General features: G+C 45.1%; 30 protein-coding genes. 29 read left to right on the top strand and 1 reads right to left on the bottom strand.

From position 1 onward, the window contains the following. The first annotated feature begins 17 nt into the window (after positions 1-17). The 25 genes from GMES_RS22430 (at position 18) to GMES_RS06545 (ending at position 23,251) form a co-directional block, all read left to right on the top strand. Positions 18-863, top strand: a complete 846-nt coding sequence (locus GMES_RS22430; protein ID WP_006991854.1) for a hypothetical protein — start codon at positions 18-20, stop codon at positions 861-863. Next, positions 860-2,794 (top strand): 2Fe-2S iron-sulfur cluster-binding protein, encoded by a 1,935-nt coding sequence (locus GMES_RS06655; protein WP_006991853.1) that lies wholly within the window; start codon positions 860-862, stop codon positions 2,792-2,794. Before GMES_RS22430 ends, GMES_RS06655 begins: the two co-directional genes overlap by 4 nt. Further along, positions 2,794-3,552 carry a hypothetical protein gene (locus tag GMES_RS06650; protein ID WP_006991852.1) on the top strand — a complete coding sequence of 253 codons (759 nt, stop codon included), beginning with the start codon at positions 2,794-2,796 and terminating at the stop codon, positions 3,550-3,552. The genes GMES_RS06655 and GMES_RS06650 overlap by 1 nt, the downstream gene beginning before the upstream one ends. After that, positions 3,549-4,343, top strand: coding sequence for a cytochrome c3 family protein (locus GMES_RS06645; RefSeq protein ID WP_006991851.1), 795 nt, complete (start codon positions 3,549-3,551; stop codon positions 4,341-4,343). Before GMES_RS06650 ends, GMES_RS06645 begins: the two co-directional genes overlap by 4 nt. A 12-nt stretch (positions 4,344-4,355) precedes the next feature. Further along, positions 4,356-5,579 carry an Aq_097 family APC-type transporter gene (locus tag GMES_RS06640; RefSeq protein ID WP_039986814.1) on the top strand — a complete coding sequence of 408 codons (1,224 nt, stop codon included), beginning with the start codon at positions 4,356-4,358 and terminating at the stop codon, positions 5,577-5,579. A 14-nt stretch (positions 5,580-5,593) separates the two neighbouring features. Then, positions 5,594-6,148 (top strand): hydrogenase maturation protease, encoded by a 555-nt coding sequence (locus GMES_RS06635; protein WP_006991849.1) that lies wholly within the window; start codon positions 5,594-5,596, stop codon positions 6,146-6,148. Beyond that, entirely contained in the window at positions 6,145-6,579 is a 435-nt protein-coding gene (locus GMES_RS06630) for a hydrogenase expression/formation C-terminal domain-containing protein (RefSeq protein WP_006991848.1), read from the top strand. Before GMES_RS06635 ends, GMES_RS06630 begins: the two co-directional genes overlap by 4 nt. Before the next feature lies 1 nt (position 6,580). Then, complete coding sequence (locus GMES_RS06625; RefSeq protein ID WP_006991847.1) at positions 6,581-7,579, top strand: hydrogenase small subunit; 999 nt, start codon at positions 6,581-6,583, stop codon at positions 7,577-7,579. Between the two features lie 17 nt (positions 7,580-7,596). Next, positions 7,597-9,474, top strand: a complete 1,878-nt coding sequence (locus tag GMES_RS06620; protein WP_006991846.1) for a nickel-dependent hydrogenase large subunit — start codon at positions 7,597-7,599, stop codon at positions 9,472-9,474. An 18-nt stretch (positions 9,475-9,492) separates the two neighbouring features. Next, the gene (locus tag GMES_RS22170) at positions 9,493-9,708 is read left to right on the top strand and encodes a hypothetical protein (RefSeq protein ID WP_006991845.1); all 216 of its coding nucleotides are present in this window, start codon (positions 9,493-9,495) and stop codon (positions 9,706-9,708) included. Continuing rightward, the gene (locus tag GMES_RS06615) at positions 9,708-9,935 is read left to right on the top strand and encodes a HypC/HybG/HupF family hydrogenase formation chaperone (RefSeq protein ID WP_039986803.1); all 228 of its coding nucleotides are present in this window, start codon (positions 9,708-9,710) and stop codon (positions 9,933-9,935) included. The genes GMES_RS22170 and GMES_RS06615 overlap by 1 nt, the downstream gene beginning before the upstream one ends. Beyond that, positions 9,928-10,314, top strand: a complete 387-nt coding sequence (locus GMES_RS06610; protein ID WP_039986802.1) for a hydrogenase maturation nickel metallochaperone HypA/HybF — start codon at positions 9,928-9,930, stop codon at positions 10,312-10,314. The genes GMES_RS06615 and GMES_RS06610 overlap by 8 nt, the downstream gene beginning before the upstream one ends. After that, positions 10,304-11,050 carry a hydrogenase nickel incorporation protein HypB gene (hypB, locus tag GMES_RS06605; protein ID WP_006991842.1) on the top strand — a complete coding sequence of 249 codons (747 nt, stop codon included), beginning with the start codon at positions 10,304-10,306 and terminating at the stop codon, positions 11,048-11,050. Before GMES_RS06610 ends, hypB begins: the two co-directional genes overlap by 11 nt. A gap of 6 nt (positions 11,051-11,056) precedes the next feature. Next, a complete protein-coding gene (gene hypD, locus GMES_RS06600) occupies positions 11,057-12,190 on the top strand; it encodes a hydrogenase formation protein HypD (RefSeq protein WP_006991841.1) in 1,134 nt (377 codons plus the stop codon). After that, the gene (hypF, locus tag GMES_RS06595) at positions 12,190-14,496 is read left to right on the top strand and encodes a carbamoyltransferase HypF (RefSeq protein ID WP_006991840.1); all 2,307 of its coding nucleotides are present in this window, start codon (positions 12,190-12,192) and stop codon (positions 14,494-14,496) included. Before hypD ends, hypF begins: the two co-directional genes overlap by 1 nt. Beyond that, complete coding sequence (gene hypE / locus GMES_RS06590; protein WP_006991839.1) at positions 14,496-15,548, top strand: hydrogenase expression/formation protein HypE; 1,053 nt, start codon at positions 14,496-14,498, stop codon at positions 15,546-15,548. Before hypF ends, hypE begins: the two co-directional genes overlap by 1 nt. Positions 15,549-15,666: 118 nt before the next feature. Next, complete coding sequence (locus GMES_RS06585) at positions 15,667-16,077, top strand: MerR family transcriptional regulator (protein WP_006991838.1); 411 nt, start codon at positions 15,667-15,669, stop codon at positions 16,075-16,077. A gap of 24 nt (positions 16,078-16,101) precedes the next feature. Then, on the top strand, positions 16,102-18,450 hold the full coding sequence (locus tag GMES_RS06580; protein ID WP_006991837.1) for a heavy metal translocating P-type ATPase: 2,349 nt from the start codon (positions 16,102-16,104) through the stop codon (positions 18,448-18,450). A gap of 9 nt (positions 18,451-18,459) precedes the next feature. Further along, positions 18,460-18,816, top strand: coding sequence for a cupredoxin domain-containing protein (locus GMES_RS06575; protein WP_006991836.1), 357 nt, complete (start codon positions 18,460-18,462; stop codon positions 18,814-18,816). Positions 18,817-18,862: 46 nt separating this feature from the next. Further along, entirely contained in the window at positions 18,863-19,186 is a 324-nt protein-coding gene (locus GMES_RS06570) for a DUF2933 domain-containing protein (protein ID WP_006991835.1), read from the top strand. After that, positions 19,176-19,829 (top strand): methyltransferase family protein, encoded by a 654-nt coding sequence (locus GMES_RS06565; RefSeq protein WP_006991834.1) that lies wholly within the window; start codon positions 19,176-19,178, stop codon positions 19,827-19,829. Before GMES_RS06570 ends, GMES_RS06565 begins: the two co-directional genes overlap by 11 nt. A gap of 10 nt (positions 19,830-19,839) precedes the next feature. Next, entirely contained in the window at positions 19,840-20,292 is a 453-nt protein-coding gene (locus GMES_RS06560; RefSeq protein ID WP_006991833.1) for a hypothetical protein, read from the top strand. A gap of 49 nt (positions 20,293-20,341) precedes the next feature. Beyond that, positions 20,342-20,710 (top strand): hypothetical protein, encoded by a 369-nt coding sequence (locus GMES_RS06555; protein ID WP_006991832.1) that lies wholly within the window; start codon positions 20,342-20,344, stop codon positions 20,708-20,710. Positions 20,711-20,785: 75 nt separating this feature from the next. Next, positions 20,786-22,144: an NADP-specific glutamate dehydrogenase gene (gene gdhA / locus GMES_RS06550; protein WP_006991831.1), complete on the top strand. Its 1,359-nt coding sequence runs from the start codon at positions 20,786-20,788 to the stop codon at positions 22,142-22,144. Between the two features lie 156 nt (positions 22,145-22,300). Beyond that, positions 22,301-23,251: a beta family protein gene (locus GMES_RS06545; protein ID WP_006991830.1), complete on the top strand. Its 951-nt coding sequence runs from the start codon at positions 22,301-22,303 to the stop codon at positions 23,249-23,251. Between the two features lie 33 nt (positions 23,252-23,284). On the opposite strand, the gene GMES_RS06540 is transcribed toward GMES_RS06545, so the two are convergent. Continuing rightward, a complete protein-coding gene (locus GMES_RS06540; protein ID WP_006991829.1) occupies positions 23,285-23,857 on the bottom strand; it encodes a sce7726 family protein in 573 nt (190 codons plus the stop codon). Positions 23,858-24,278: 421 nt separating this feature from the next. Here GMES_RS06540 and GMES_RS06530 point away from each other — a divergent pair, with 421 nt between their 5' ends. From GMES_RS06530 to GMES_RS06515, 4 genes are all read left to right on the top strand, one after another. Next, complete coding sequence (locus GMES_RS06530) at positions 24,279-25,280, top strand: ImmA/IrrE family metallo-endopeptidase (protein ID WP_006991827.1); 1,002 nt, start codon at positions 24,279-24,281, stop codon at positions 25,278-25,280. A gap of 4 nt (positions 25,281-25,284) precedes the next feature. Then, complete coding sequence (locus GMES_RS06525) at positions 25,285-25,920, top strand: hypothetical protein (protein WP_006991826.1); 636 nt, start codon at positions 25,285-25,287, stop codon at positions 25,918-25,920. Between the two features lie 98 nt (positions 25,921-26,018). Next, a complete protein-coding gene (locus tag GMES_RS06520) occupies positions 26,019-26,183 on the top strand; it encodes a hypothetical protein (RefSeq protein WP_006991825.1) in 165 nt (54 codons plus the stop codon). A gap of 65 nt (positions 26,184-26,248) precedes the next feature. Then, a complete protein-coding gene (locus GMES_RS06515; RefSeq protein WP_226990259.1) occupies positions 26,249-26,647 on the top strand; it encodes a hypothetical protein in 399 nt (132 codons plus the stop codon). Positions 26,648-26,653: the final 6 nt, after the last annotated feature.

Genomic DNA, 26,653 nt, shown 5'->3' with positions numbered 1-26,653 from the left:
ATTAGGAGTATGCCGTTGTGAATAATAGAATTTATCACCAACCCTACCGTATAGCGGCTATTGTGACGCTGGTATTAGCGAGTGTCTTATTCACAACCGCGTGCTCAGCGGTACCACAAAGTACGGAGCCAGACAAAAAAACCAATTCATCTGAAACTAAAGATACTCAGCCTGAGTTAAACGTTGATGACTTCGCTAAAATCCAAACCGCTTTGCGCTCGTTAGACAATTCATTAGCGACCCAGCCAAAAAGCAATGAGAGTGTTAATCCGAGTGATACCAGTGTTTCACTCAATACATCATCAATGCCACTTTCTGCAAAAAACACAATGAAAATGGGAAAGAGTAAGAATAAAGGCATGATGCTAATGCGCGGGAAATCGTGCATGGGAATGATGTGCAAGATGATGATGAAAAACAGCTCAATGATGGGTACACCACCTGAACAAAATAATACACAGATATCTGGTTCTCCATCAAATGAAAGCTTACCCGGTGTCAGTGGAGCGCTGCATTTATACCACGTTGGAGAGCAAGCTTTTTTCTTAAACCACAAAGAGCCACTCGAATTGACCGATGGTCAGTACCAAACGCTTCTCACGATCCAAACTGAGTGGGAGTCTACTCAACAAAGCCTTACGCAGCAGCGAAGTGCGTTAGAAGCATCGTTGTGGGAATTGACCGCTAAGGGGCTACCTCAATACGACAATATCAAAGACACCATTACTGAAATAGAAGCCACAAACAGCGCCTTACGGTTGCAGTTTATTACATCGGTAGGGAAAGCGGTATCAGTATTAACGCCCTCTCAGATCGCGAAGATAAATAGCCTGTGGATGGCCGAACAAACAGGTGAGTTATGAGCATGTGGTGGCCACACACATCATTTTTTCTACGTTACGCCGTCATTCTGAACGTTATGCTGTTATTCGCAACGACGAGCAGTTACGCACAGCAACAGCCAGAGGATAGTGAGCATGCGAGCCACCATCCTGAAGCAAACAATGATCCCACTGTCAACGCTAATACGGATGTTTTGCCGACTGCTACACAAGGTAAAGGACCGCCGGGCAATGCTGGCGCCATGATGGGACCCGGTATGGCAAAAGGCATGGATAAAATGATGGAGAAAATGGGTGCACCCAAACCTAAAGATCTCTATCCCACGTTAATGCGCATGCATTCAGCCACACCCGAACAAAGAGAGACTGTTCTGAGTAAAGCAACCGCAAGGATGCAACAAGGAAGTGAGCAACTCGCTACAGGTTTTGATTGGCTTGCCCGCGCAGCTGCCACTGAAGACTATTCCCAAATGCAAATGGCTGTTGAAACAGTTAAAGAGGGTATAGCACATTTTGACAGTGGTCTTGCCGCGAAACGTGCCATACAAGACGGGCAAGAACCGCGAAGAGTGGCATTAACCTGGTTCAAGTCACAAATGAATTTGCTTCCCAGTGCTCCCGAAAAAGGTACTTCAACCCTATTTGGTATGACACCGTTGCACACCGCAGTGATGCTTGTTTTACTCATATTTACAATCGTTATGGTGTATGTGTATGGATTTAAGATGCGCAGAGCTGCCGCGCTGCTCGAAGAGCTTAAGTCTACTGACGCCGCAAGCACATCAGCGCCAACGACAAAAGTTTCCTCTGTTGCCGAGTCTATTCCGCCTGCCCAGCAACATACTTCGGCACCTGCGCAAATTAGCGAGCCCGCATTGTCATCCACTGCCTCACCGCGCAAGGGCACGTTTAGTGGCGATATGGTAGTAACCGCGATTTTTAATGAAACCCATGATGTTAAAACGTTACGTCTAGCCAGCCCAGATGGACAAACCATTCCATTTGATTTTGAACCAGGTCAATTTGTCACGTTCACACTGACCATCGATGGTATTGAAAAGCCAGTTAAACGCTCATACACCATTGCATCATCGCCCACTGAACAGTATTACTTTGAAGTTACGATAAAACGAGAGGAGTTCGGTGTGGTTTCTCGTTATATGCATGATGCGGTTGAGGTAGGAAATACGCTTTCAATTAAAGCCCCCGGCGGTAAATTTTATTTCAATGGTCATGGTGCAAACAGCGTTGTGTTGATTTCTGGGGGAGTGGGGATCACACCGATGATGAGCGCTGTTCGCTACCTAACGACGACGTGCTGGGACGGTGATATTTATTTTCTGTTTTGTACGCGAACGTCCAACGACTTTATTTTTGAGCAGGAATTAAAATATCTGCAAGCACGTCACCCTCGGTTAAAAGTACTGGTCAGTATGACTCAAGCAGAGGGTACATCCTGGATGGGTCCCCAAGGCCGCTTCTCATCCGCAATGATAAACGAATTTGTGCCAGATATTGCCTCAAAAACTGCGCATATTTGTGGTCCTCCTGCAATGATGGATGCAACGAAAAAAATGCTAGCCGAATTGGGTATGCCTGACACGCATATTAAAACCGAAGCGTTTGGGGCTGCTAAACCAAAGCCCGCCCCCGTTAAACCTCAATTAGCCACTAACACCAACGCAGGCAACAACAGACAAGTACGGTTTAGTCTTTCAGACGTCGAAGCCCACGCGGGTCCGGATGAGACCGTATTAGACGTCGCTGATGGACTCGATGTAGATATAGAGAATTCATGCAGAGCGGGTTCGTGCGGGAGTTGTAAGGTGAAACTGCTACGTGGTGACGTCGATATGGAGGTTGATGATGGGCTGGAACCTGAAGATAAGATCAGTGGGTATATTCTGGCGTGCCAAGCTATCCCTAAATCTGATGTGGAGGTTGAGGCTTAATGAATTCTCAAGAGCGCACAATTGTAAGCAGCTTGGTTGTCCTAATGATCCTGCTATGGCTCGGTTTTGTATGGCATAGAGACCCAGCATTCCCAGGCAGTTTTATTGGATTTGGCGTGGGTTTAAGCGCTTCGGTATTAATGCTTATCCCATTGGTATACATGATCATTAAGCGTAACAAATCACTTAAGAAAGTCGTGACGAAGCACATCGCTATGCCAACGCTCCTGCGTATACATATCTATGCTGGTGTGCTGGGGCCTATTCTAGCGCTGATCCATAGCGCCCATCGTTTTGATAGTGCTACTGGAGTTTCGCTAGTTATCTTTATCATGGTCGTTGTGATCAGTGGGTTTGTGGGTCGATATGTACTCGGTCTTATTTCATCGAATGTGAAAGAGAAAAAACGCCAAGTAAATGAACTCCACGTTGCGCTTTCTAACGCAAAACAGGCGTTGAAAGACGCAGTCTGTGATGTCAGATATTCGACGTTTGCCCAAACATCCGCACGACATATTCCTTACATCACGTTAAATGTGCCTACTTCAGCACAAAGCAAATTGTTCAAACAAGAAAGCCAGGTTCTGTCCATCATTGATACAATTTCCGATGTTGAGTACAGCATTCTCATTCATGACACCGCGAAGGTGTGGTTTGCTCGTTGGTTAAAATTTCACATCGTGATTTCAATGACACTTTATGTAGTCCTGTTTTTTCACATTTTCAGTGAAGTTTACTTTGGACTGCGCTGGTTATGATGAAATGGATAATAATCGTTCTTGGCTTAGTTGCTGCTGGCTTTGGCGTCAGTCATTTCATTCATATGCCTGAAGATAGCGCACAAATTCCATGGGGAAAAATGGTTGAACCCGGTTCACTCAGTAAGGCACATGCCTTTCTCGCGGATGATTGTTTGAGTTGTCACACGCCGGTGAAGGGCGTTGAGCGTGACAAATGTGTGGCGTGTCATGCAAATGATACGCATATCGTAGCGCGTCAACCCACTGCATTTCATACCGACATCAAAGAATGTGCAAGTTGCCATGTAGAGCACAAAGGTGAATCGGCCAATATTTCGCTCATGAGCCATATAGCGTTAGTCGACATTGGTTTCAATATGCTCCCCAACCCAAATGTCCCGTTTGACGAGGGCGCTGCCACCATGGCGTTTTTGGAGAACATACTAGCGAATAAACAGACTCCTGATCCCTTGTTTGTGCACCCTGAGGTCAGTGATAAAGAAGCCTTATTAAATTGTACGCAATGTCACAGCAACGATGATCGCCATTTAGGTCTATTTGGAGAGGATTGCGTGCAGTGTCACAGCACAGACAAATGGTCACTGCCAAAGTTTATTCACCCGTCGAGTCAATCACGTGATTGCAATCAATGTCATGAAGCGCCGCCCAGTCACTATATGCAGCATTTTAAAATGATTTCCGCCAAAGTGGCAGGCGAGCCTAAAGCTAAAGTTGAGGAATGCTATGCCTGTCATCAATCTACGTCCTGGAACGATATTAAGCGTGCCGGATGGTATAAACACCATTAAGGGGTACAAACTGTGATCACAAATTCCATTGCGCTCGCAACCTCGGTGCTGATCGCAATAGTATTGTTTCTGCCTCGCTTACGACAATCTGTCCAATGGCGGGCAACAGTCACACCGTTGGCTTCCATTATTGGTAGCGGCTTTTTGATCATTGCACCACTGCTGCATTCGGTAATGGGAAAATGGGCACTGCTTGGAATAGTGTTGTTGTCCATTCTGGCATATGCGCTGGGGTCGGTTATTCGCTTCAATATACGCCATGCAGAACCTGAGCTAGCTAGCAATCAACAAAGCAGTATTGTGACGCTTGAAAAAGCAAGTCAATGGGCGCTTGGTGCGGCATATGCCATTTCAGTGGCGTTTTATATTAGTTTGTTTGCAGCGTTTGTTTTTGATCGTTTATCAATCTCTGATACGACGTACATCAAACTGTTTACCAGTGGGTTGCTTGTCATCATTATGGTGGTCGCTTGGCTCCGTGGTGCTAGGGGGCTAGAGACCATTGAGCTATTCGCCGTGACAATAAAGTTGGCTATTATAGTAGGTGTGCTCGCAGCGCTGGCAACCTACGACATACAAGTACAAAGTGCTTGGTTTCAACATGAAGCGATACAGGCATTGAGCCATTTTGAAACTGTTAGCATGCTCGCAGGCATGCTCATGGTAACGCAAGGGTTCGAGACAACCCGTTTTATGGGGAATAACTACACGCCAGAACAGCGCATTAAAGCGAGTCGTTATGCTCAGTGGATCGCTATTTTTCTCTATGTTGTTTTTATCGGTCTAACGTGTCCTATTTTTCTGGATTTTCCGATCACGGAATTAAACGAAACAACGATTAGCTACACCCTAGGGCAAGCAATATGGGTATTGCCGATTTTATTACTGGTTGCCGCCACGGCAAGTCAATTAAGTGCAGCATTAGCCGATACTATCGGTGGCGGAGGCCTCTTAAAAGAGCTTTTCCATTTACCTATCTCCCCGCAATTTTACTACGTTTTAGTCATCGCCATCGCAGGTATATTAGTTTGGTCATCCAACGTATTTGAAATTATTAATCTCGCTTCAAAAGGGTTTGCACTTTATTACCTGATCCAAACAATAATCGCGGTCAAACTCGTGATGCGTCAAAGCACAGGTCAACGCATTAGGTCAACAAAATTACTTGGTCTATCGGTGATCGTTCTCTGTTTATTCTTTGTGATTGGCTGGTCAATTCCAGCACCCCATAGCTAATAAGGAAAATACCGATGCTATCAGTAGAAACTACACCACCAATTGACCAAATCAAAAACGCGGCTAAGCGCTACGCTATCATTGGTGTTGGAAATCTATTGCAGCGAGATGATGGCGTTGGTGTGCACGCGGTTCGTGCTATGCAACCCCTGCTAAAGTCTTATTCAAATGTATCTTGCATTGACGCTGGGACACTGAGCTATGAACTTTTGGAGTGGGTCGCGAGTTCCGATCATACGATAGTCATCGACGCGGCCTACATGCGCTGTTCGCCTGGTACGGTGAGAGTGTTTGAGGACGAGGCAATTGCGGATCAGTTTAAGCAAGCGACGACCCATTCCGTTCACCAGATCACGTTACGCGATACATTGTTGACCAGCCAAACGTTATATTCTAAACCTTCTGCGGTGACGTTAATTGGCGTAGAGCCTGAGGCGATAGAGTGGGGAACCTCTTTGAGTCCAAAGGTAAATGCAGCGTTATCATCGATCATCGATATCGCATTTGCTTGCTTATCAAGCGATGACGTTCAGGCCTATAAACCGGCAACCCAAAAGGAGGCACGATGACCGAAGAACTCATTTTTATGACATCCAATGCTGAAAAAACGGGCAACGTAATGCCGCTTTTGCATCAGATACGTCATGCGTTGTCTCAGTTAATTGAACGACAAGAACAAACCACGATTGATCTGCGACGATTGCCTTTAAGCGCTAGCGAAGAAGCGCAGTTAGAAGCCTTTCTTGGGCATGGAGAGGTTAAAGCTGATATTCAGGCGCTGGGTGATACGGTGCTAATCGAATCACGCTACGCAGGCGTTTGGCTTGAAATTCACTATAACGAAGATGTGGAGATCATGGGCAAATACGTTCATATCTGTACCTGTCCACCAATCATAAAATCTCAGCCAGAAGATATGGTGTTATCGCTCAGTAATATAGTGTCTGACATCCATTCGTTGTCTCATCAATCTTCTGATGAAACGGCTAAGGAGGATTGAAATGGCGCTACCAACATTAAACAAGCAGTTACAAGCGTCCGGTATCTCAAGACGCACATTTCTTAAGTTTTGCGCTACAACGGCGTCTTTACTGGCATTGCCGCAAAGCGCTGTTGCCGATTTGGCGACTGCCCTTGGCAATGCGAGAAGACCCTCTGTGATTTGGCTGCCCTTTCAAGAGTGCACAGGGTGTACCGAAGCAATATTACGCTCTCATGCTCCCACATTGGAAAGCCTTATTTTCGATCATATTTCGTTGGACTATCAGCATACGATAATGGCTGCTGCGGGAGAGCAAGCTGAAGACGCTAGGCGTGCGGCGATGAAGGCGCACAAAGGGCAATATTTGTTGTTGGTTGATGGTTCGGTTCCGATGGGTAACCCAGGATACTCAACGATCAGTGGCATGAGTAATGTCGATATGTTGCGTGAATCGGCAAAAGACGCTGCGGGTATTATTGCCATCGGTACCTGCGCGTCTTTTGGCGGGATCCCTAAAGCAAACCCAAATCCGACGGGGGCAGTAGCAGTAAGCGACATCATCACAGACAAGCCAATCGTAAACATTTCAGGCTGTCCGCCACTGCCTATCGCGATTACAGCTGTGTTGGTTCATTACCTGACGTTTAAGCGTTTTCCTGATCTTGATGCATTACAACGCCCACTCGCCTTTTTTGGTGAAACCATCCATGACAGATGCTATCGACGCCCGTTTTTTGAACAACGTAAATTTGCAAAATCGTTTGATGATGAGGGGGCAAAAAATGGGTGGTGTTTGTTCGAACTTGGTTGTAAAGGGCCTGAAACCTTTAACGCATGTGCAACGGTTAAATGGAATCAAGGCACGAGTTTTCCTATCGAATCTGGCCATCCGTGTCTTGGTTGCTCTGAGCCCGATTTCTGGGATAAAGGCAGCTTTTACCAAGCCCTGGGGCCATGGGAGCGGTACAAATCCAAACCCGGCAAAGGTGCACAGAAGCATGCTGGGAAAAACTCATAAGATAATAGGCAAGGCTCATGGAAAAGACATCAAGTAACAACCGGTTAGTCGTCGATCCGATCACTCGAATTGAAGGGCATCTTCGAATAGAAGCTGAAATGGATGGGAATACCATCAAACAGGCGTTCTCATCGGGCACGTCTGTTCGGGGAATTGAACTGATTTTACAAGGCAGAGATCCGCGTGACGCTTGGGCTTTTGCGCAACGTATCTGTGGCGTTTGCACACTGGTGCATGGTATGGCATCGGTGCGTGCTGTCGAAGATGCAATAAGAAAGGCCTGGCGGTCAAACGCAAAATTAGGGGTTGCCATTGGAAAGCCCTCCATGACATCTATGCCAAAAGGACCGATGCAACATGGTAAAAAAGGGCACCGACAGTCACGTACGCCAATAGGCGTACTGAGTGAAGCGGAAATGGCTATCCCTCAAAATGCACAACTGATCAGAAACATCATGATTGCAACCCAATATGTGCATGATCACGTGATGCATTTTTATCACTTGCATGCCCTAGATTGGGTTGACGTTGTTTCTGCACTAGATGCAGATCCAACGAGAACCGCTGCGCTCGCCGGTCAATTGAGTGACTATCCTCGTTCATCGCCGGGATATTTCAAAGACATGAAGCAAAAAGTCAAAACGCTGGTTGAGTCTGGGCAGCTAGGGATATTCAGTAACGCTTATTGGGGACATCCTGGCTATAAACTGCCACCTGAAGTTAACTTGATGGCATTAGCACATTATTTAGATGCGCTAACGTGGCAGCGAGATGTTGTTAAAGTTCATACCATATTTGGAGGGAAAAACCCTCATCCTAATTTTGTCGTTGGCGGCGTGCCTTCACCGATTAATCTCAATGCGTCAACAGGCATTAACACGCGTCGATTAGTGCAACTACAAGATGCTATCACGCAAATGAAGAGCTTTGTCGATCAGGTGTATTACCCTGATATTGTGGCGATTGCGGGTTATTACAAAGAGTGGGGGACACGAGGGGAAGGGCTGGGTAACTTTCTTACCTATGGAGACTTACCCATGACATCAATGGATGACCCTGGTTCTTTCTTGTTTCCACGAGGTGCAATACTTGGTCGAGACTTGAGTAAAGTGCATGACGTTGATCTAGATGATCCCTCTGAAATACAAGAATTCGTCTCTTCCTCCTGGTATCGATATAGTGGAGGGAACACAAGTGGTTTACACCCTTTTAACGGACAAACGACACTCGAGTATACTGGTCCGAAACCGCCTTACAAGCACCTAAATACAGGGGCTGAATATTCATGGTTAAAAAGTCCGCGTTGGAAAGGCCATGCTATGGAGGTGGGACCGCTGGCTCGCGTGCTAATGATGTATGCTAAAAAAGATGCCGCCGCGCAAGACATCGTTAATCGCTCTCTTTCTATCTTGGATTTAGAGCCCTCTGCACTTTTCTCCACGCTCGGTAGGACACTCGCCAGAGCAGTGGAAACTAAAATTGTAGTTAACCAGCTACAGTCTTGGTATGACCAACTATTGGATAATATCGCTAAGGGCGATACCGATACGTTTAACCCTCTGTATTTTGACCCTACGAATTGGCCAATTAAAGGCCAGGGGGTAGGCGTGATGGAAGCGCCTCGTGGCGCGTTGGGGCATTGGTTGGTCATGCAAAATGGCAAAATTGAGAATTACCAATGTGTCGTGCCTACGACATGGAACGCTGGACCTCGAGATCCCAACTCACAGGCAGGTGCTTATGAAGCCGCTCTGCAAGATAAACATACGCTACATGATCCTGACCAACCTTTAGAGATTTTGCGAACACTTCATAGTTTTGACCCCTGCTTAGCATGTGCCGTGCACGTAATGGACGAAACAGGGGAAGAGCGTTTGCGTCTAAAAGTTCGTTAACCTTACTTGAGGAATATTATGAAAATCAAAAATAGTATTAGAAAGTCAGTTACTTCTTTAATCGCCTTTTTCTATCTGGTGGTAGGTTCACCCGTTAGTTATGCACACCCGGGTCATCAAGGCGATCATTCACTACTTTTGGGCTCGCTGGTGTCAACAATCGTGCTTGTCACCGTTGCGCTGTTTATTTATCGAGCTAGAGCAAGTAGGCCCTATGAACGGGTAAAACAGTAATGTGTCTCGCTATCCCCATGAAAGTCATTGCAATTAACGGCTTTAACGCAACTTGTGAAGCGAAAGGTGTCTCTCGCGAGGTGAGTTTACATTTAGTGCAAGGGCTAGAGGTCAAAGTTGGCGACTATGTGATGGTACATGTTGGCTATGCTCTCCAAGTGATCACCTATGATGAAGCGCAGGTGACATGGGAGATGCTCGATCAGGTCATTGCTTACGATGCATGAAATTAGTCTTTGCTATAGCTTGCTTGACACAGTCGCTGTTCACCAGCGAGCAAACATGGATAAGTCTGTCAGTCTGGTTCACGTCAAAGTCGGCCCACTGTCAGGTGTTGAGCCTGACTTGCTGCACCATGCGTTCTTGGCGTGCAGAACTCACACCATTGGCGATCAGGCAACGCTTAGAATTGACACAAGCGCTATCAAGATACGCTGTAAATTGTGTGGCGAATTCAGCCGAGTTTCGGTGAATCATATCCTATGTGCAAGCTGCGGTGCTTGGCAAACCGATCTCATTGAGGGCGATGAGTTTATTTTGCAACGAATAGAGTTTATCGCACCTGACAATGTTACAGAATCAAAGGAGAGAAAACATGTGCGGTAACTGTGGTTGCGAAACGCAAGTAAAATCAGAGAAAACTGACAAGCCATCAGCAAATATCGTTGAGGTACACGCAAATTTAAAAAGCGGCAATGACAGCCAAGCGATAGCAAACCGTGCTTTATTTGACGCACATAATGTACTGGTGATTAATTTGATGTCATCCCCTGGCAGTGGAAAAACCCGGCTACTTGAAGAAACGATACGTGCACTTAAGTCGCAATACGCGATGGCGGTGATTGAAGGCGACCTCGAAACTGAAAATGACGCAAATAGAATTAGACGTCATGGCGTGCAGGCGGAGCAAATCGCCACGGGCCAAGGGTGTCACTTGGACGCCAGTATGGTGCAAAAGGTACTTGGAAGATTTAGCTTACAAAAACTAGACGTTTTGTTTATAGAGAATGTTGGCAATTTGATTTGTCCAGCGTGTTTTGATTTAGGACAGCACTTAAACATTATTTTGCTGTCTGTGCCAGAAGGTGATGATAAGCCTGAAAAGTACCCAGTGATGTTTCGTGCCGCGGATGTCATGCTTATTTCTAAGACCGATTACTTGCAATTTCACGATGAATTCAATGTACCTCGCGCGATTGAATCATTTCGTAAAGTGGGCAACGATGCGCCCGTTCTCGAAGTGTCTTCATTGAACAGTCAACATCTAGAGCGTTGGTTTTCTTATTTTACGCACGCCATTACAGTTCATCAGTCTCAGTCGTTGCAAAATAGCGGAGTCTAAAATCTTATGTACAGTGTTGAATCGTTGCTAAGTGACATTAAGAATACCTCGCTTTCAAAACCGTTTCGTATTCTTAATGTCTGCGGTGGCCATGAGCGTGCGATTACGCGCGCTGGCTTTAGAACGTTGTTTCAGCACAATATTCATCTGATACCTGGGCCAGGGTGCCCCGTTTGTATTTGCCCCGAAGAGGATATTGCATACGCGATACACTTAGCCATCAACGAAAATGTTGTTATCGTTAGTTTTGGTGACATGCTTCGCGTCCCAGTCGAATACGAAATAAGTGGCTGTAGCTCATTGATAGACGCAAAAAATCAAGGGGCCGATATTCGTCCGATATCCTCTCCGCAAGAAGCGGTATCTATAGCATTGGAAGAACCTCGTAAGGTTATTGTGTTTTTTGCTGTTGGTTTTGAAACGACTATGGCACCGATTGCTGCAACACTGCTTAATGATTTACCCAATAACTTTAGAGTTTTATTGTCTGGACGACTTACTAGGCCAGCGGTTGCCCATGTGCTTGAGAGTCAACCGGATACTTTTGATGCACTGATTGCGCCAGGCCACGTTGCGACTATTATGGGTAGTGAAGAATGGCAGTTTGCAATCGACCATCATAATTTGCCTGTCAGTATTGCTGGTTTTCATCCAGAAAGTTTACTGTTGTCGCTCCAAACCCTGATCGGTAATTGTTCAAATAAAGTCGTCACACTGAGTAACCGCTATCCCGAAGTGGTAAAGCAAAACGGCAATGCAGCAGCTAAAGCACTAATCAATAAAGCGTTCACAATCGTTGACGCACATTGGCGAGGAATTGGTGTTATTCCAGGTTCTGGATTTTCCTTTGCTTCGAGACTATCCCACCTAGACGCCACAAACGATTATGCGCCAGTCGATTTCCCTTCGCAATGTGATCAAAACGTTCCTGAAACCACATCGCCCTGTGAAAAAGTGATCCTCGGAAAAATGGCACCTGATGCGTGCCCGTTTTTTGGTCAAGAATGCAAACCAGCATCCCCTAAAGGCGCATGTATGGTGTCTGATGAGGGGGCTTGCCGAATCTGGTATAGCTCTGGTGAGCGTTCGATAACAAATGTTATCAAGAAGGGGAATACGCTAAAGGTGGAGATGAAGTGATGACGACTGACCGCACATATATTGCCAATATGAATAAGAGTAAAACTATCGCCTATGAGTTGAACATTACTGGAGTCATCCAGGGGGTTGGGTTCAGACCGTTAGTTTACTGCTTAGCGTATGAAAAAAGTATTGTTGGTTGGGTACAAAACGACTGTGGATGTGTGCGAATACACGCTGAAGGCACAGAGCCAGACGTTGAACAATTTGTATTCGACTTACTGAACACTGGGTCGCTAGTTTCCATATGCTTGCTGGAAAAGAAGAAGGTTAAACTGAGTAATGTAGACTCGTTCACGATAAAAGAAAGCGGTCATGATATAGCGTGCGGGGCGATATCAATCCCCAAAGATGTCTATTTGTGTGGAGCGTGTAAAGCTGAGCTACTGTCAAATACTAACCGGCGTGGCACTTATAGCTTTATCGCTTGCAGTGAATGTGGTCCACGATTTTCTATGCTGCGAGCAATGCCATACGACAGAAAGAACATGAGTATGTCAGCATTTCCAATGTGTGAGTTGTGTCGTAAAGAATATCAATCGCCAACTGATAGGCGCTTTCATGCTCAACCGATAAGCTGTCGCGCATGCGGGCCTGAAGCATTTTGTTCAACTGTCGGCGGGCGCGTGGTCGCGCAAGGCGATGTTGATGTTGTAGCAACGGTTGTCGCGTATTTGAATCAAGGCGCAATTGTCGCGTTAAAAAGTATAGGCGGTTATCACTTGCTCTGTGACGCACAAAGCACTGAAACGGTAGACCTTTTACGCCAGCGTAAAAATAGACCAGACAAACCTTTCGCGGTCATGCTCCCAGAGCCTCGTGCAGACGTAACAAGTGAGGATTGGTTAGATAAATGCGTTGCTGTAGACAGTCATCAAAGAGCGCTCTTACTAAGCCCCATACGACCCATTTTACTTGCAAAAAAGCAATCGACTGTACCCATTGCAGATAACGTAGCGCCCATGCTTCGTGATTTGGGGGTAATGTTTCCGTGCAGCGGACTGCATTTACTCATTATGCGGCAATTCAATCGCCCCATGGTGGCTACATCAGGAAATATGTACGGTGAACCGATGGTGACATCGACGTCATCGGCACAGCAACACCTTTCGATGTTGGCAGACATTTTCGTGCACCATAATCGAGATATTTTTCACAAACTGGATGATTCTGTGATGCGAACGCTTAAGTCAGGCACCATTCCTATTCGACTGGGGCGAGGTATAAGCCCGATGGAATTATCATTGCCATATACCGTACAGGAACCAATGCTTGCTGTTGGCGCGAATCAGAAAAATACAGTCGCAATAGCTTGGAACAATCGACTTATCGTAACTCCGCATATTGGCGACCTCGATTCTCCGATAATGCAAGCGCACTTTGAAAAATGTATCAGTGACTTTCAAGCTCTCTATCATGTTCATCCACAGCGTATTCTTAGCGATAGCCATCCTGGCTATATCAGTTCGCGTTGGGCCAAAGGCAGCGCACTACCGACTAGCAAAATTTTACATCACCACGCTCACGCATCAGCGTGGGCATTAGCTGCCGAAATATCGACACCAAGCTTGGTTTTCGTGTGGGATGGAACGGGATTAGGCGAGAATGGCGAGATGTGGGGAGGGGAAGTTTTTTGGGGGACGTCGGGCAATTGGAAACGCGTTGCCTCATTAGCGCCTATGAAGTTGCAAGGCGGCAACAAGGTTCCAAATCAACCGTGGCGAAGTGCAGCATCACTAGTTTGGGGTACTAATTTCACCGGCATTGATTTTAAACCATTTGATCCACAACAATTAAGCTACAACGCATGGCAAAACGAACTCAATTGTCATGTTAGTAGTTCAATGGGAAGACTGTTCGACGCGGCGGCATTTGCCTGCTGTGAACAGAGCGAAGTCTCTTATGAGGGGCAGGCGCCGATGATGTTGGAAAGCGTTGCGTCGACACCCTCTAAGGTTATGCCGTTATCGTTGGTCCAGAAAAACGACGAATTTATTCAAATGGATTGGCGAGCATTGGTACCGGAACTATTTGATCCCAAAGTGTCTCCTCAAACTCGTGCCGCAAATTTCCACGCTTCGTTAATTGAAACGGTATGGGAGGTAACCCTACATTGCCGTAAAAAGTATAATTTTGACCACATTGGATTGGCAGGGGGCGTCTTCCAAAATCGCATTTTGTGTGACGGTATATCACAACGGTTTTTACAATCAGACATTCATGTGGTTATTCCAAGTAGTTTGCCATTAAACGATGCCGCCATAAGTGTTGGGCAAATCCACGAATACTGTTCACGGAGGTCATAATGAAAAGCGCAGAGGGCAACAATCATTCATCATCAGAGCCGTTGGGCACGGAATCTATTCAATTAGCTCAGGGGAACGGCGGAACACTAACAAAAAGACTCATTGATCATGTTTTTAAAAATAAAGCGAACAAAGATCTAGATCTGCTTCATGATGCCGCCACAGTAACTTTTGATGGTCCTTATCTGAGTATAACAACGGATAGCTTCGTTGTATCCCCCCCAATATTTCCAGGCGGCAATGTAGGCGCGTTGAGTGTTTACGGTACCGTCAATGATCTAGCAGTCGTTGGGGCAACACCACGGTACATCAGTACTGCATTTATTATTGAAGAAGGCTTTTCCCTTTCAACATTGAAACAAATCGTTAATGGAATGCATCAAGCTGCCGCAGAAACGAATGTCGCCATTGTAACAGGTGATACGAAAGTTGTCCCGAAAGGCAGTGGTGGCGGCGTTTATATCAATACAACGGGTGTTGGAGACAGCCAAGATGCGCCTATTTGGGATACCAGTCTGATAAAGGCAGGCGATCACGTGCTGGTTAGTGGTTCGGTAGGTGATCACGGTGCGTGTGTCCTGCTTGCTCGCGAGGACTATGGATTGCAAGGTCAGCTAAAGTCTGATTGTGGAAGCGTTGTTCCTCTTATTGATCCAATCAAGCATTTGGACGGAGTTCGTTTTGTGCGTGACCCAACTCGCGGAGGGTTGTCAGTATTACTCCATGACGTTGCTAATGAAACAGGCTTCGACATCGAGTTAATTGAAAATAATATTCCGGTGCGACCTGAAGTGGCAAGCGTGTGTGAAATATTAGGCTTTGATCCGTTTATTTTAGCGTGTGAGGGACGCATTGTTGCTGTTGTTGCCCCTGACATAAGCGGTAAGGTGCTAGCACACTGGCGGAGCATTCGAAACGGGGAGCAAGCCGAACACATTGGTGTAATAGTAAAAAACACCGAATCAAAAGGGCGCGTGACCATTGTTACGCCAATGGGAGGAAGACGTTTCATGAATGAACTCGAAGATGAGCCGCTTCCAAGGATTTGCTGAAAGAATAGGTATTGACCTGTGAGCAACACACAGGTTTACCCTAGTAACGTGAGAGTAGAACATAGGATTAAAGGCGTGCTTAACCGCATATCGATGTTGATAAAAGAGGAGCGTTAAAATGCGCGTTAAACAGATTGCAGATGCACTAGAGATTAGCGCGGACAGCGTACGGTATTACACCCGCATTGGGTTTTTGGTGCCAAGTAAATCGCACAATGGTTACAAGTATTACAGGCCCGCTGATGTGACACGACTACGGTTTATTTTAAGCGCGCGTTCATTAGGTTTCTCTGTCAATGATATTAAGGAAATTCTGTTCACGTCGTCACAAACCAACGCGCCATGCCCGACGGTTCGGCGCCTTATTGAACAAAGGTTGAAAGAAACTGAACAGCGATATCAGGACATGCATAAGCTAAGACTGCGCATGCGTAAAGCCATGTCAGAATGGGAAAATACACCGGATCAGCATCCAACGGCCGATACGATTTGCCATTTGATTGAAGGTTTCACAGCACTTAAATCATAACCATATTTAGAGAGGGAGTAGCTCATGAATTCAAAAACAGACAATGCGAAAGCCCATACGTGTTGTGGCGGTGACAACAAAGTATCAACCGCTAATGAGGCGGTCAAGAGTGAAACACATGCTGAGCAAGTCTCTGCGTCTTCGGGTGAGGTACAACTTAATATCCAAGGTGCAAGTTGCGCCAGTTGTGTGTCTAAAATTGAAGCGGCCTTAAAAGAGGTCTCTGGCGTTACCACCGCTGAGATGAATTTTGCTGAACGCACGGTGTTGGTTTTGGGCAGTTCATCCTCCCACGCATTGATTAAGGCGGTAGAGCAAGCTGGGTATAACGCAACATTAGCGAATACGGATTCAGATGAGGCTGCTATTGAAGAAAAGGAACAGGCGGACTGGGCATATTATAAAAAACTAATGCGAGACATGGTCATTGCATTATCTCTGGGTGTACCACTTATGCTTTATGGCTTGGTGACGGGGGAAATGAGCGTCAACACGACCACTGAGCGGATCGTGTGGTTGATTGTAGGGATCATGACATTGGGTGTTATGGTGTTTTCTGGTCGGCATTTTTATGTAGGTGCTTGGAACTCCTTTAAAAATCACGCCGCGAACATGGATACTTTGATTGCATTGGGGACAGGAACAGCCTGGTTGTACTCTATGGTCGTTGTGTTTTTCCCCGGATATGTGCCTGAAATGGCGCGGCATGTCTATTTTGAAGCAACAGCCATGATCATTGGTCTCATTAATTTAGGCTTAGCGCTTGAGATAAAAGCACGCGGTAAAACGTCCGAGGCAATTAAACGACTGATTGGTTTACAAGCCAAAACAGCTCGCGTCATTCGTGATGGGCATGATATAGATATTCCGATTGAAGATGTTCTGTTAAATGATCTTATCCGGGTTCGCCCTGGGGAACGCATCTCTGTTGATGGCTTAGTTGTCGAGGGCCAGACAAGTATTGATGAATCAATGCTAACGGGTGAACCCATGCCCATAGAAAAACGAAAAGACGATGAGGTCGTTGCCGGCACGATCAACAAATCAGGCTCTATCGTCTTTCGAGCAGAGCGCGTGGGAAAAGATACCGCGCTTGCTCAAATTATTAACATGGTAAAACGCGCACAAAATTCTAAACCGCCTATTGGTCGATTAGCAGATATGATTTCCGCCTATTTTGTACCGGTCGTCATGATCATTGCCGTGATCAGTGCGCTGGTCTGGCTGAATTTTGGTCCATCTCCTGAAGTTGCTTTTGCAATCGTTTCTGCGACCACAGTACTGATTATTGCCTGCCCTTGCGCGTTGGGTTTGGCCACACCGATGTCGGTGATGGTCGGTGTGGGAAAAGCGGCTGAAGCGGGGGTTCTTATCCGAAACGGCGAAGCGCTGCAATCTGCCTCAAAAATAACCACTATGGTTCTAGATAAAACAGGCACTATTACTGAGGGGGCCCCTAAAGTAACAGATGTCGTTATAGCTTCAGATCATAGTCACAACGACGTGCTTTCTTTGGCGGCTAGCCTTGAGTCTGGTTCTGAGCATCCACTTGCCATGGCGATCGTTGAATCTGCAAAGGAGCAAGGTGTGCCGATCCATTCCGTTACTGATTTTCAGTCCATTGCGGGGAAGGGGGTTGAAGCCATGCTAAATTCTCAACGCCTGCTATTTGGAAATGAAAAATTGATGATAGACCAAGGGATAGAGCTTCATCATTACATCGACAAAGCGCAGAGGTTAGCAGCGGATGCAAAGACCCCTATGTATTTTGCTATGGATTCTACATTAGTTGCCGTAATTGCCGTCGCTGACCCAATAAAATCTGACTCAATAGATGCGATAAAGCGGCTACAGCATAACGGGATACGAGTTGTGATGTTAACCGGGGATAATCGACTGACCGCAAAAGCCGTCGCCCGAAAAGCGGGGATTGCAGATTACGTTGCCGAAGTGATGCCGGAAGATAAGGCAAACAAAATACTTGAGCTTCAACGTGAAGGCGAAATTGTGGGTATGACCGGTGATGGGATCAATGACGCACCGGCCCTTGCTAATGCCAACGTCGGCTTTGCGATTGGGACTGGGACTGATGTAGCGATAGAAAGTGCGGATATAACGTTGATGCGCGGCTCCCTACATGGGTTAGCGGATGCAATTGCCGTGAGCAAAGCAACACTACGTAACATCAAGCAAAACCTCTTTGGCGCATTTATCTATAACGTCGCCGGAATACCATTTGCGGCAGGCGTCTTTTATCCATTCTTAGGGATACTGCTTAACCCAGTCATTGCTGGTGCAGCGATGGCATTCTCATCACTAACGGTGGTGACCAATGCTAACCGATTACGTCTATTTAAAGCGAAAGAGCACTAGGAGAACACAATGATGATATGGATTAATTTAGCAGGGCTTATTCTGATTGGGCTTATTGTTTGGTGGTTTTGGCTTTACCAAGCTCAATCAACCCAGATAAAAGACGGCAGTATCGAAGTCCTTGTAAAAGACGGCGTGTATCAGCCTGCCAATATCACGGTGCCGGCGCATCAATCCGTTCAGCTTATGTTCGTCAGAGAAGATGCAACGCCCTGTGCAGAAACGTTATTGATCCCGGAGTTGGATATCAATGAAACATTAGCGCTTAACAAGCGAGTGACTGTCACTATTCCTGCTTCCAGCGCCGGCGTTTACCCATTTCATTGTCAGATGCAAATGTATCGTGGCACGTTGGTGATCAAGTGATTAAACGCTTTTTATTAACGTAAACGATACCAAAGCGAGGTGTATTATGAATAAACAAAAAGTCCCTTTCTGGCGCACACCCAGTGGTTGGTCTGCCATAGGCCTTATTACCGCCGCGAGCTACTTCTTGCTGGTTGAGCATGGTGAGCATGTGTTTCCGTATTTACCTTACTTGATCTTGTTGTTGTGCCCTGTCATGCACATTTTTATGCACGGCAGTCATGGCAAAGGACATGAAACACATGATCACACCGAAAAGACATTTAAAGAACAAACCGAGGACAATGAGCAATATCGAAAAGGCTATATCGAAGGGTTAGAGCAAGCCCGTAAAGGAAAACATAAAACGGAGAATAATAATGCACGGTGATTCTGATTATGGGCTCTGGGCACTAGTCATCATAAACTCAGCCATTTTTATTTTCTTTGCGTTTAGTTTCATCAAGCCGAAGTCGAAAACAGATTGGCGAAGCCTAGGTGTCTTTTCCGCTTTTATCGTGGCCTTATTTACCGAAATGTATGGTTTCCCCCTGACAATATACTTTTTGTCAGGGTGGTTAGCGGAAAGTTATCCAGGGGTAGACTTTTTAGCGCATGAAAACGGTCATTTGTGGCATACCTTGCTGGGGCTATCCGGCGATGCTCACTGGGATGTATTACACATCTTAAGCAATGTGATCATCATTTTAGGTTTCTTTTTATTATCCGCTTCTTGGAGCGTCCTTCACCACGCGCAAAAGTCGCATAGTTTAGCCACTACAGGATGGTACGCGCGCTGCCGGCATCCTCAATATGTTGCATTTATACTGATCATGTTTGGCTTTTTATTGCAATGGCCAACACTGCCAACCTTACTTATGTTTCCAATTCTTATTGTTGTTTATGTTCGACTCGCCACACGAGAAGAGCAGCAAGCTGAATCCGAGTTTGGTGATAGCTACAGACACTATAAACAAACGACGCCCGGTTGGTTTCCCCGTATGGGTATTTCAAACGTTTCAAGTACTAATTAAGGATTACAAAATGAACAAAGTACTACTGTCATTACTGTTCGTCGGAGGGTTGTTACCCGCGACATTTGCTGCTGCTCAAACGTCGATGAGCGCGGATGATATGCTGCGAAGTAACGAGCGTGTCATGGATGCACTAATGCAACGCATACAACGGATCAACGACGTCTCTGAAAGGCAAACTCTCATCGTTGAGCATATGAAGATGATGGAAATTTATTTAACGAATATTGAGAAGAGGCTCCAAAGTGAAACGGATCTGCAACACAAAGCACATTTGGAAGAAACGTACACAAATGGCCTTCAACGAAGTCTCGTTCTTATCGACAGCGGTATAGCAGGGGGCGATTTTGTAGTCATGGGAAATACGGTAGATGAGCATTTGTTTTATCTTGAACAAAGAATGTCAATTTTACAATCGTTAATGAAGCAGCAGCTCGGTGCCAATAGTGTTTTAAATAATTAAAGAAATGACGAACATAAACAAATTAACAATCGATTTATAGGAGGAAAAGATGAGCGATTTAGATCACAGAGTCGGTGTATCAGAGGCGAATTTAGTCATACGGCATTTAAAGTTGGTTGGCATTACCGAAGATAACATAGAAGCAATTATTGCTGGCATTGATGGCACCTTTGGAATCGATGCGGTTTCATTTGAGGACGCCAAAAGTACTCTGCATATAGGCTACGATGCAACCCACTGCAATTTAGATGGCATTGAGACAATCATTCGTGGCAACGGGGCTGACATTTCGGACGACTTTTGGACAAAAATGAAAGAAGGCTATTACCAATTCGTTGACGAAAACATTCGTGAAAATGCAAAACACAAACCCTGGAGTTGCCACCGTGTTCCACCTGGGCAAACCCATAAAAAGTAATTGTTTCAATAGCAAAGATCAGACTTACGTCACGCCTGATCGTTCAGCCATACCAAACGAAAACAGGACAACACTGTGGTACATAGTAAAAACGAAGCGGACAGAATTAAGTTATTTAACTTGGGAATAATTGAAAGAAACCCAGCTGAGCATGAATTCCATCAAGCGGTACAAGAATTCACAGGTTCCGTTATGCCCTATGTGATGGCTAACGCAAAATATGATGATGGTCATATTCTACAAAGAATGACAGAGCCTGACCGCATTGTGATTTTTAGAGTGTGTTGGGAGGACGATAAGGGGCACATCCACTGCAATAGAGCATGGAGAGTACAGTTTAATAATGCTATTGGGCCTTATAAAGGCGGGCTGCGATTTCATCCTAATGTTACTCAAAGCGTATTGAAGTTTTTAGCGTTTGAGCAAGTCTATAAAAATGCACTGACTGGACTTCCTATGGGGGGAGGAAAAGGTGGCAGTGATTTCGATCCTAAAGGAAAAAGTGATCGTGAAATCATGCGCTTTTGCCAATCACTCATGATTGAGCTTTCAAACCATATTGGGGAGGATACAGATATCCCAGCCGGCGACATCGGTGTAGGTGGAAGGGAAATTAGTTATTTATTTGGTCAATATAAGCGATTAAAGAATCGATTTGTCGGAACGCTAACGGGCAAAGGACTTTCTTATGGCGGCAGCCTTATCAGAACCGAGGCGACAGGTTACGGTGTTGTTTATTTCACCCAACATATGCTCAATATGCGCAACGAAAAACTAGCGGGAAAAACAACGCTTATTTCGGGCGCTGGCAATGTCGCTATTTTTTGCGCAGAAAAGTTGACGAGCGAAGGTGCGAAAGTTATGACGCTTTCTGACTCAAGCGGCTTTATTTATGATCCTGATGGAATTGATCACCAGAAGCTCGCGTTTCTCAAAGAGCTTAAGTTTGTCAAGCGGCAACGATTGAGCGAATACACGCAAAAATATTCACAGGCTACTTACTATCAAGGCAAAAGGCCTTGGATGATAAAAGCCGATTTAGCCTTTCCTTGCGCGACGCAAAATGAATTAGAACTTGAAGACGCAAAAGCCCTCGTAAATAACGGAATTCAGTTGATCGCAGAGGGCGCCAATATGCCTTGCTCCCTAGAGGCCGTGCAATACTTTCAAGAAAAAAGCATACTGTTTGCTCCTGCAAAGGCTGCAAATGCGGGCGGCGTAGCGGTATCTGGTCTCGAACAAACTCAAAACTCTCTTAGACTTCCCTGGACAAGAGAGGAGGTTGATTCCAGACTTCAGCATATTATGGCGCATATTCACCAACAATGTGTTGAATATGGAGCAAAAGATGACGCAACTGATTACGTGAAAGGCGCGAATATTGCGGGATTTGTAAAAGTTGCCGATGCGATGCTGGCTTATGGGATAGGATAATATTTTATGTAACAGTTTCAAATAGGCTTGTTTCGACACTATCGAATGAAACACTTTAGACGAATGCCTTTGCATTCCCCGATAGCGAAGCAATGCAGTGGCTTCTACAGCTGCGATATGAACAAGTGAAAATGGAAATAAGTATAAGGAGACAAGATGTATTACCCCAATCTACGTGTAAAAGCAGGAGAGCTCAAAGCGTTGTCACATGCACCAGATGAGTGGCAAGACAAAATTCACCCTATTTGGAACGTGGAGTTTTTAGCTTCATTCGAAAAAGCGATCCCAGCGGTTGCTTCCACGTGGCCTGATGGCAGCATAATGGACTTATCACGTTTTCATTTAAAGCGAGTGTCGGCGCATATTCAACAAACGATTGTTCAGCATGGTTTGCGCCTTGCTATTGACCCATTTGAGATTTCTGATTTACATAGTAGCGTGATCGCCGCTTTTGAAGCCAATCCGATTTTTAGGGTTGCGTTTAATGACGATGTCAGTATCTTCGACGATACCGCGTTTGACGAACTTGAAACCATACTCTCACCGTATGCTGATGTTGATAATACACTATTACTCATTGATATTGGCGAAGCTGATGAAACAATGGTCTCGGTGTCAACCAATATTGCTAGGGTTATCGAAAAGTTTCATGATCTAGGCTTTTCCAATATTGTATTCTCATCAGGCGCTTTTCCGACGACGTTACAAAATATAGTTGGCGATGAGGAGATCCCTCGATTGGACAAAGAGCTATATGATAATGTGACGAATTCACTTACGTTTGATCTACACTATGGAGACTATGGCACGTTAAGTCCTTTATGGGACTCTGGCGAAACGAGACGCTCCGGCCATATTGCGATAAAATACACACTCGATGGCCATTGGCTCGTACTGCGACAGAAGGGAAAAAACACCCAAGCCATTATGGAGCTAGCCGAATTTTTAATACTACACCCTGACTATCGTGGATCAGCATTCTCGTGGGCAGATAAAAACTGGCACAACAAAACGCTGACACCGCCACAAGCTGGTCCCGGCAATTCAACAGGACACGTGGCTGAATTTATGAATCATCATTTTGCTCAGGTGTTGTTTAAAGGTTAATAACCAAAACGGGGGAAGCGTACGCTAACGCTCTTATGCAACTTGCTCGCTGGGCCGCCATCGAGACAACTGCCGTTGGGTCAATGCATTTTTCGTTGCATCTCTCAATTGTGAAAGCGTCAGGTTTTCTGCGATCGTCTTACGCAGTTGCTCGTGATGCATTCGTTTGATGCCTGTGGTGATCCCAAATTGTTGCAATATCTCACGTGCGTCTTGGTTTTCAAGCAAGTCTGCCATTCCGCTTACATTAACATAAGGATTGGCTTGGGCATTTCTAACTGTTTCTAATTGACCTGAGCCTGATACTTCCAGAACACCCCACCATTTAGGAATAATACCAAACGCTTTATTCAAGTGCTTTGTGGCACAGACTAACGTAACTCTGTCGAAAGACTGCTCATATTGCCATCCTTGAGAAAACAGGCGTTTCAATGTATCTCGATGACTCTTGATCTCAAAGCACTCAAGTCGTTTTCCGCAGAATACAACATCAGCGCGAGTCAGCCCGTTTTGAATAGGCACTTCTTCGCAAAGTTGACTTTCTAAGAATGACTTTCGCTTTGCAAGCCGAGCAAATAGTAGGTGTCTAATTTCTGGATCTGTCATGTGAATATCCTACTTGATTCCGTCAAGAAATGATAATACCATAAATAGTCATTTATGCATTAATAAATTAACTAATGAACATAAGTAAATTACAAAAAGACCTTCTAAAAACATACTGCGACAAAGGATTGGATACATCTATCTCTATTGCAAAAACAGTAGGCATGTGCCAATCAACGGTATATAGAAATTTATTTCAGCCACAAAAGAAACTTACTAGAGGTTTAATGAAATTATGCAATTATGCAAATATAGACTATAGAAAATATCAAAATATTGAACCGAAATCACATCAATATTTAATGGATGTTTTAACTAAGGTATGGAATGGTACCGACGGCCACGCAAAACAATTGGGAAGGCTGCTATTGGCGGCGCACTCATGTAAACTTGAGCAATAATAATGACATGTGGAGGCGAGATGACTGCATTCAAGCTTCCGTCGAAGTCGGCGGTTTACAAACAGATCCGAGATGTTGGCATTACGCGGGCAACCCTTAAAAGAGTACTACCTGCGTGGTGGGATGACGCCTTATTGCAAAGCAATTCAGGTTTTTTACAGTTTGCTAAGCTGCTTGATCAACGGTTGGGGTTAAGTGTCACTGTCAGCGACGGTAACGTGTCTTTTTTGCCCGCTAAATATACTATTCAGTATAAAAAACGCGCCCATATCGATATTCAACAATTGTCTGACGCAACCTATTTGTGTCAAGCGGTAGCAAATACGCTTATTACCGTGCTCGAATACAATCATTGCTCACCTAACCTATCACGTTTACAGCAATCATTAGACACACTAGGGGAGCTTACATTAGCGAACGTATTGCCTTTATTTTGGGCGAGTCATATACCCGTCATTCACGTTTCTCGCTTTCCGGCAAATGTTGCTCGACCTGCTGGCATGGTTATGCGTTCCAATAATCATTACGCCATCGTGCTTGGTCATAAACATAAGAGCCCCTCTACGCAGCTCTTTGTGTTATTGCATGAGCTTGGTCATATCCTGTGTGATCACCTCACGCAGGATGGCAGTTTAACAGATTCTGTTTTACCCGAATTAGGGGAGTCATTGGATGTTGAAACCGATCCGCAGGAAGACGAAGCTGATGCTTATGCCCTTCGGCTGCTGCGCAAAGACATCGACATTGTCTCTATGGTAAGGGAACTAGGGCGATTAAATAGACCTGCTGAACTTGCTATAAAGGCAAAACGTGCAAGTCAGGTAAGTGGCATCAGTGCCGGGCATTTTGCTTTGACATATGGACGCGAAACACGAGATTGGATTCTAACTCAGCAAGCGCTGCGTTTTTTGGAAAAGGGAAATGCGATAGCGACATTACAATCATCATTTATAGAGGCAATGGAGCAGCTTGATGTGCGTTCGCAAGACAGTGAATTTTTAATGAGCATGCAGACAGGATAGCGCTGTGACGATTGGTCTATTTACTGATAACGATGTGATCCTTAAATTGGCGCGTTATGAATTATTGAGTGAGTGTGTCGATCTGTTTACCCAACACAATTATGTATTCCGCTATCTTGATGCACTGCCGTTTGTAGCCGGCGTGAACGCCCCATCAAGAGCAAAAAAAATGGGACTTGTACCGGCCCAGGTGCAAAGCATCGAATATTTTATTTCTCAAAGCTCACTTGTCACAATCTCCGATGAGCAAGCCCTTAACGTTATTGCACAACTTCGCACTCCTCATCTTGATGGGGGAGAGCTTATACTCACGTTTGGCGCTCAAGAAAATAAACCATCAAACCTTTTCACAGGTGATAAGCGGGCGTTAAAAGCGGTTAACCGCATGCAAAGTAACGGTGTTTTTGCTTTAGACGGTTGCCATGTGCTTGTATTGGAAGAGGCGATCCGTTTACTCATGATATGTGGTGATAAAGAGCAAGTCATTGCACGTATTCAAGCTCATCCGCTTGTCGATAAAGCGATTGATATTTGTTTTCGTAATACAGGGTCGGTTGACAATGCGCTGAATAGCTACATTGAGAGTATTCGTTCTCAATGCAGTTTACTGTCATTCGGGTTAACTCAAAACGTGTGTTAACTTTAAACATTGGCCTGTTCTTTGCTGAAATTAACAGGTGTGGTATTTGGCACATAAATATCTAAAATGTAATTAACGCGAACAAAAAGGTTTCTACGATGCTTAACAATGATTTACTTCAAGTCACAAACTCGCCAAATCAAGCCGCTAAACCAGCAGACAACCCTTCCAATCAGAATGATGACGGTTGTCGCAATAAAGAAAAATTTGAAGATTCTCTGGAAGAAGCTTTAAAAGCGTTTTCTACAAGCAAAGACGAGTAAAAACGTGGCAAGTTTTGGCCGCTGGAAGGGGCAATTTTCCTATTACCGGCACGTGGGTGATTAACGTGTTAGTGAGTACTTCAATAGGGGCTATGGTAGCGGTTTTAATCATTGGATTGGCGAAGTTAAATAAATTCGATAAAGACCGAAGTTTTTTTCCAACACTCACTATTGTGATCGCGAGTTATTATCCATTATTTGGAGTGTTAGAAAGTCGATTTATATGGCATGAGTGGATGGTTTTTGTGCTCTTCACACTCATTACATTGTATTGGTATTCTCGCTATACATTGGCAATTGGTGTCCTTTTAATAGGTCATGGCCTTTACGATTTTGCCATGCATATTGGAAGCGTTGGTAACCATATACCGCAGTGGTGGCCAATGTTTTGCGGTGCCCTTGATGTAACCTTAGGTAGTTGGGTCCTCTGGTATTGCACTAATAAGGTTAAAAATGTTGGTTAAAATATT

The organism is Paraglaciecola mesophila KMM 241, assembly GCF_000315015.1.
Lineage (GTDB): Bacteria > Pseudomonadota > Gammaproteobacteria > Enterobacterales > Alteromonadaceae > Paraglaciecola > Paraglaciecola mesophila.
The sequence above is the reverse complement of the archived record's forward strand: the minus strand, read 5'-3'. Positions and strand labels throughout refer to the sequence as shown.

Bases quoted from the DNA above. Each gene is read 5' to 3' on its own strand.
- GMES_RS06655 (WP_006991853.1), top strand. From the start codon at position 860: ATGAGCATGTGGTGGCCACACACATCATTTTTTCTACGTTACGCCGTC.
- GMES_RS06650 (WP_006991852.1), top strand. From the start codon at position 2,794: ATGAATTCTCAAGAGCGCACAATTGTAAGCAGCTTGGTTGTCCTAATG.
- GMES_RS06645 (WP_006991851.1), top strand. From the start codon at position 3,549: ATGATGAAATGGATAATAATCGTTCTTGGCTTAGTTGCTGCTGGCTTT.
- GMES_RS06635 (WP_006991849.1), top strand. From the start codon at position 5,594: ATGCTATCAGTAGAAACTACACCACCAATTGACCAAATCAAAAACGCG.
- GMES_RS06630 (WP_006991848.1), top strand. From the start codon at position 6,145: ATGACCGAAGAACTCATTTTTATGACATCCAATGCTGAAAAAACGGGC.
- GMES_RS06625 (WP_006991847.1), top strand. From the start codon at position 6,581: ATGGCGCTACCAACATTAAACAAGCAGTTACAAGCGTCCGGTATCTCA.
- GMES_RS06620 (WP_006991846.1), top strand. From the start codon at position 7,597: ATGGAAAAGACATCAAGTAACAACCGGTTAGTCGTCGATCCGATCACT.
- GMES_RS22170 (WP_006991845.1), top strand. From the start codon at position 9,493: ATGAAAATCAAAAATAGTATTAGAAAGTCAGTTACTTCTTTAATCGCC.
- GMES_RS06615 (WP_039986803.1), top strand. From the start codon at position 9,708: ATGTGTCTCGCTATCCCCATGAAAGTCATTGCAATTAACGGCTTTAAC.
- GMES_RS06610 (WP_039986802.1), top strand. From the start codon at position 9,928: ATGCATGAAATTAGTCTTTGCTATAGCTTGCTTGACACAGTCGCTGTT.
- hypB (WP_006991842.1), top strand. From the start codon at position 10,304: ATGTGCGGTAACTGTGGTTGCGAAACGCAAGTAAAATCAGAGAAAACT.
- hypD (WP_006991841.1), top strand. From the start codon at position 11,057: ATGTACAGTGTTGAATCGTTGCTAAGTGACATTAAGAATACCTCGCTT.
- hypF (WP_006991840.1), top strand. From the start codon at position 12,190: ATGACGACTGACCGCACATATATTGCCAATATGAATAAGAGTAAAACT.
- hypE (WP_006991839.1), top strand. From the start codon at position 14,496: ATGAAAAGCGCAGAGGGCAACAATCATTCATCATCAGAGCCGTTGGGC.
- GMES_RS06585 (WP_006991838.1), top strand. From the start codon at position 15,667: ATGCGCGTTAAACAGATTGCAGATGCACTAGAGATTAGCGCGGACAGC.
- GMES_RS06580 (WP_006991837.1), top strand. From the start codon at position 16,102: ATGAATTCAAAAACAGACAATGCGAAAGCCCATACGTGTTGTGGCGGT.
- GMES_RS06575 (WP_006991836.1), top strand. From the start codon at position 18,460: ATGATGATATGGATTAATTTAGCAGGGCTTATTCTGATTGGGCTTATT.
- GMES_RS06570 (WP_006991835.1), top strand. From the start codon at position 18,863: ATGAATAAACAAAAAGTCCCTTTCTGGCGCACACCCAGTGGTTGGTCT.
- GMES_RS06565 (WP_006991834.1), top strand. From the start codon at position 19,176: ATGCACGGTGATTCTGATTATGGGCTCTGGGCACTAGTCATCATAAAC.
- GMES_RS06560 (WP_006991833.1), top strand. From the start codon at position 19,840: ATGAACAAAGTACTACTGTCATTACTGTTCGTCGGAGGGTTGTTACCC.
- GMES_RS06555 (WP_006991832.1), top strand. From the start codon at position 20,342: ATGAGCGATTTAGATCACAGAGTCGGTGTATCAGAGGCGAATTTAGTC.
- GMES_RS06545 (WP_006991830.1), top strand. From the start codon at position 22,301: ATGTATTACCCCAATCTACGTGTAAAAGCAGGAGAGCTCAAAGCGTTG.
- GMES_RS06540 (WP_006991829.1), bottom strand. From the start codon at position 23,857: ATGACAGATCCAGAAATTAGACACCTACTATTTGCTCGGCTTGCAAAG.
- GMES_RS06530 (WP_006991827.1), top strand. From the start codon at position 24,279: ATGACTGCATTCAAGCTTCCGTCGAAGTCGGCGGTTTACAAACAGATC.
- GMES_RS06520 (WP_006991825.1), top strand. From the start codon at position 26,019: ATGCTTAACAATGATTTACTTCAAGTCACAAACTCGCCAAATCAAGCC.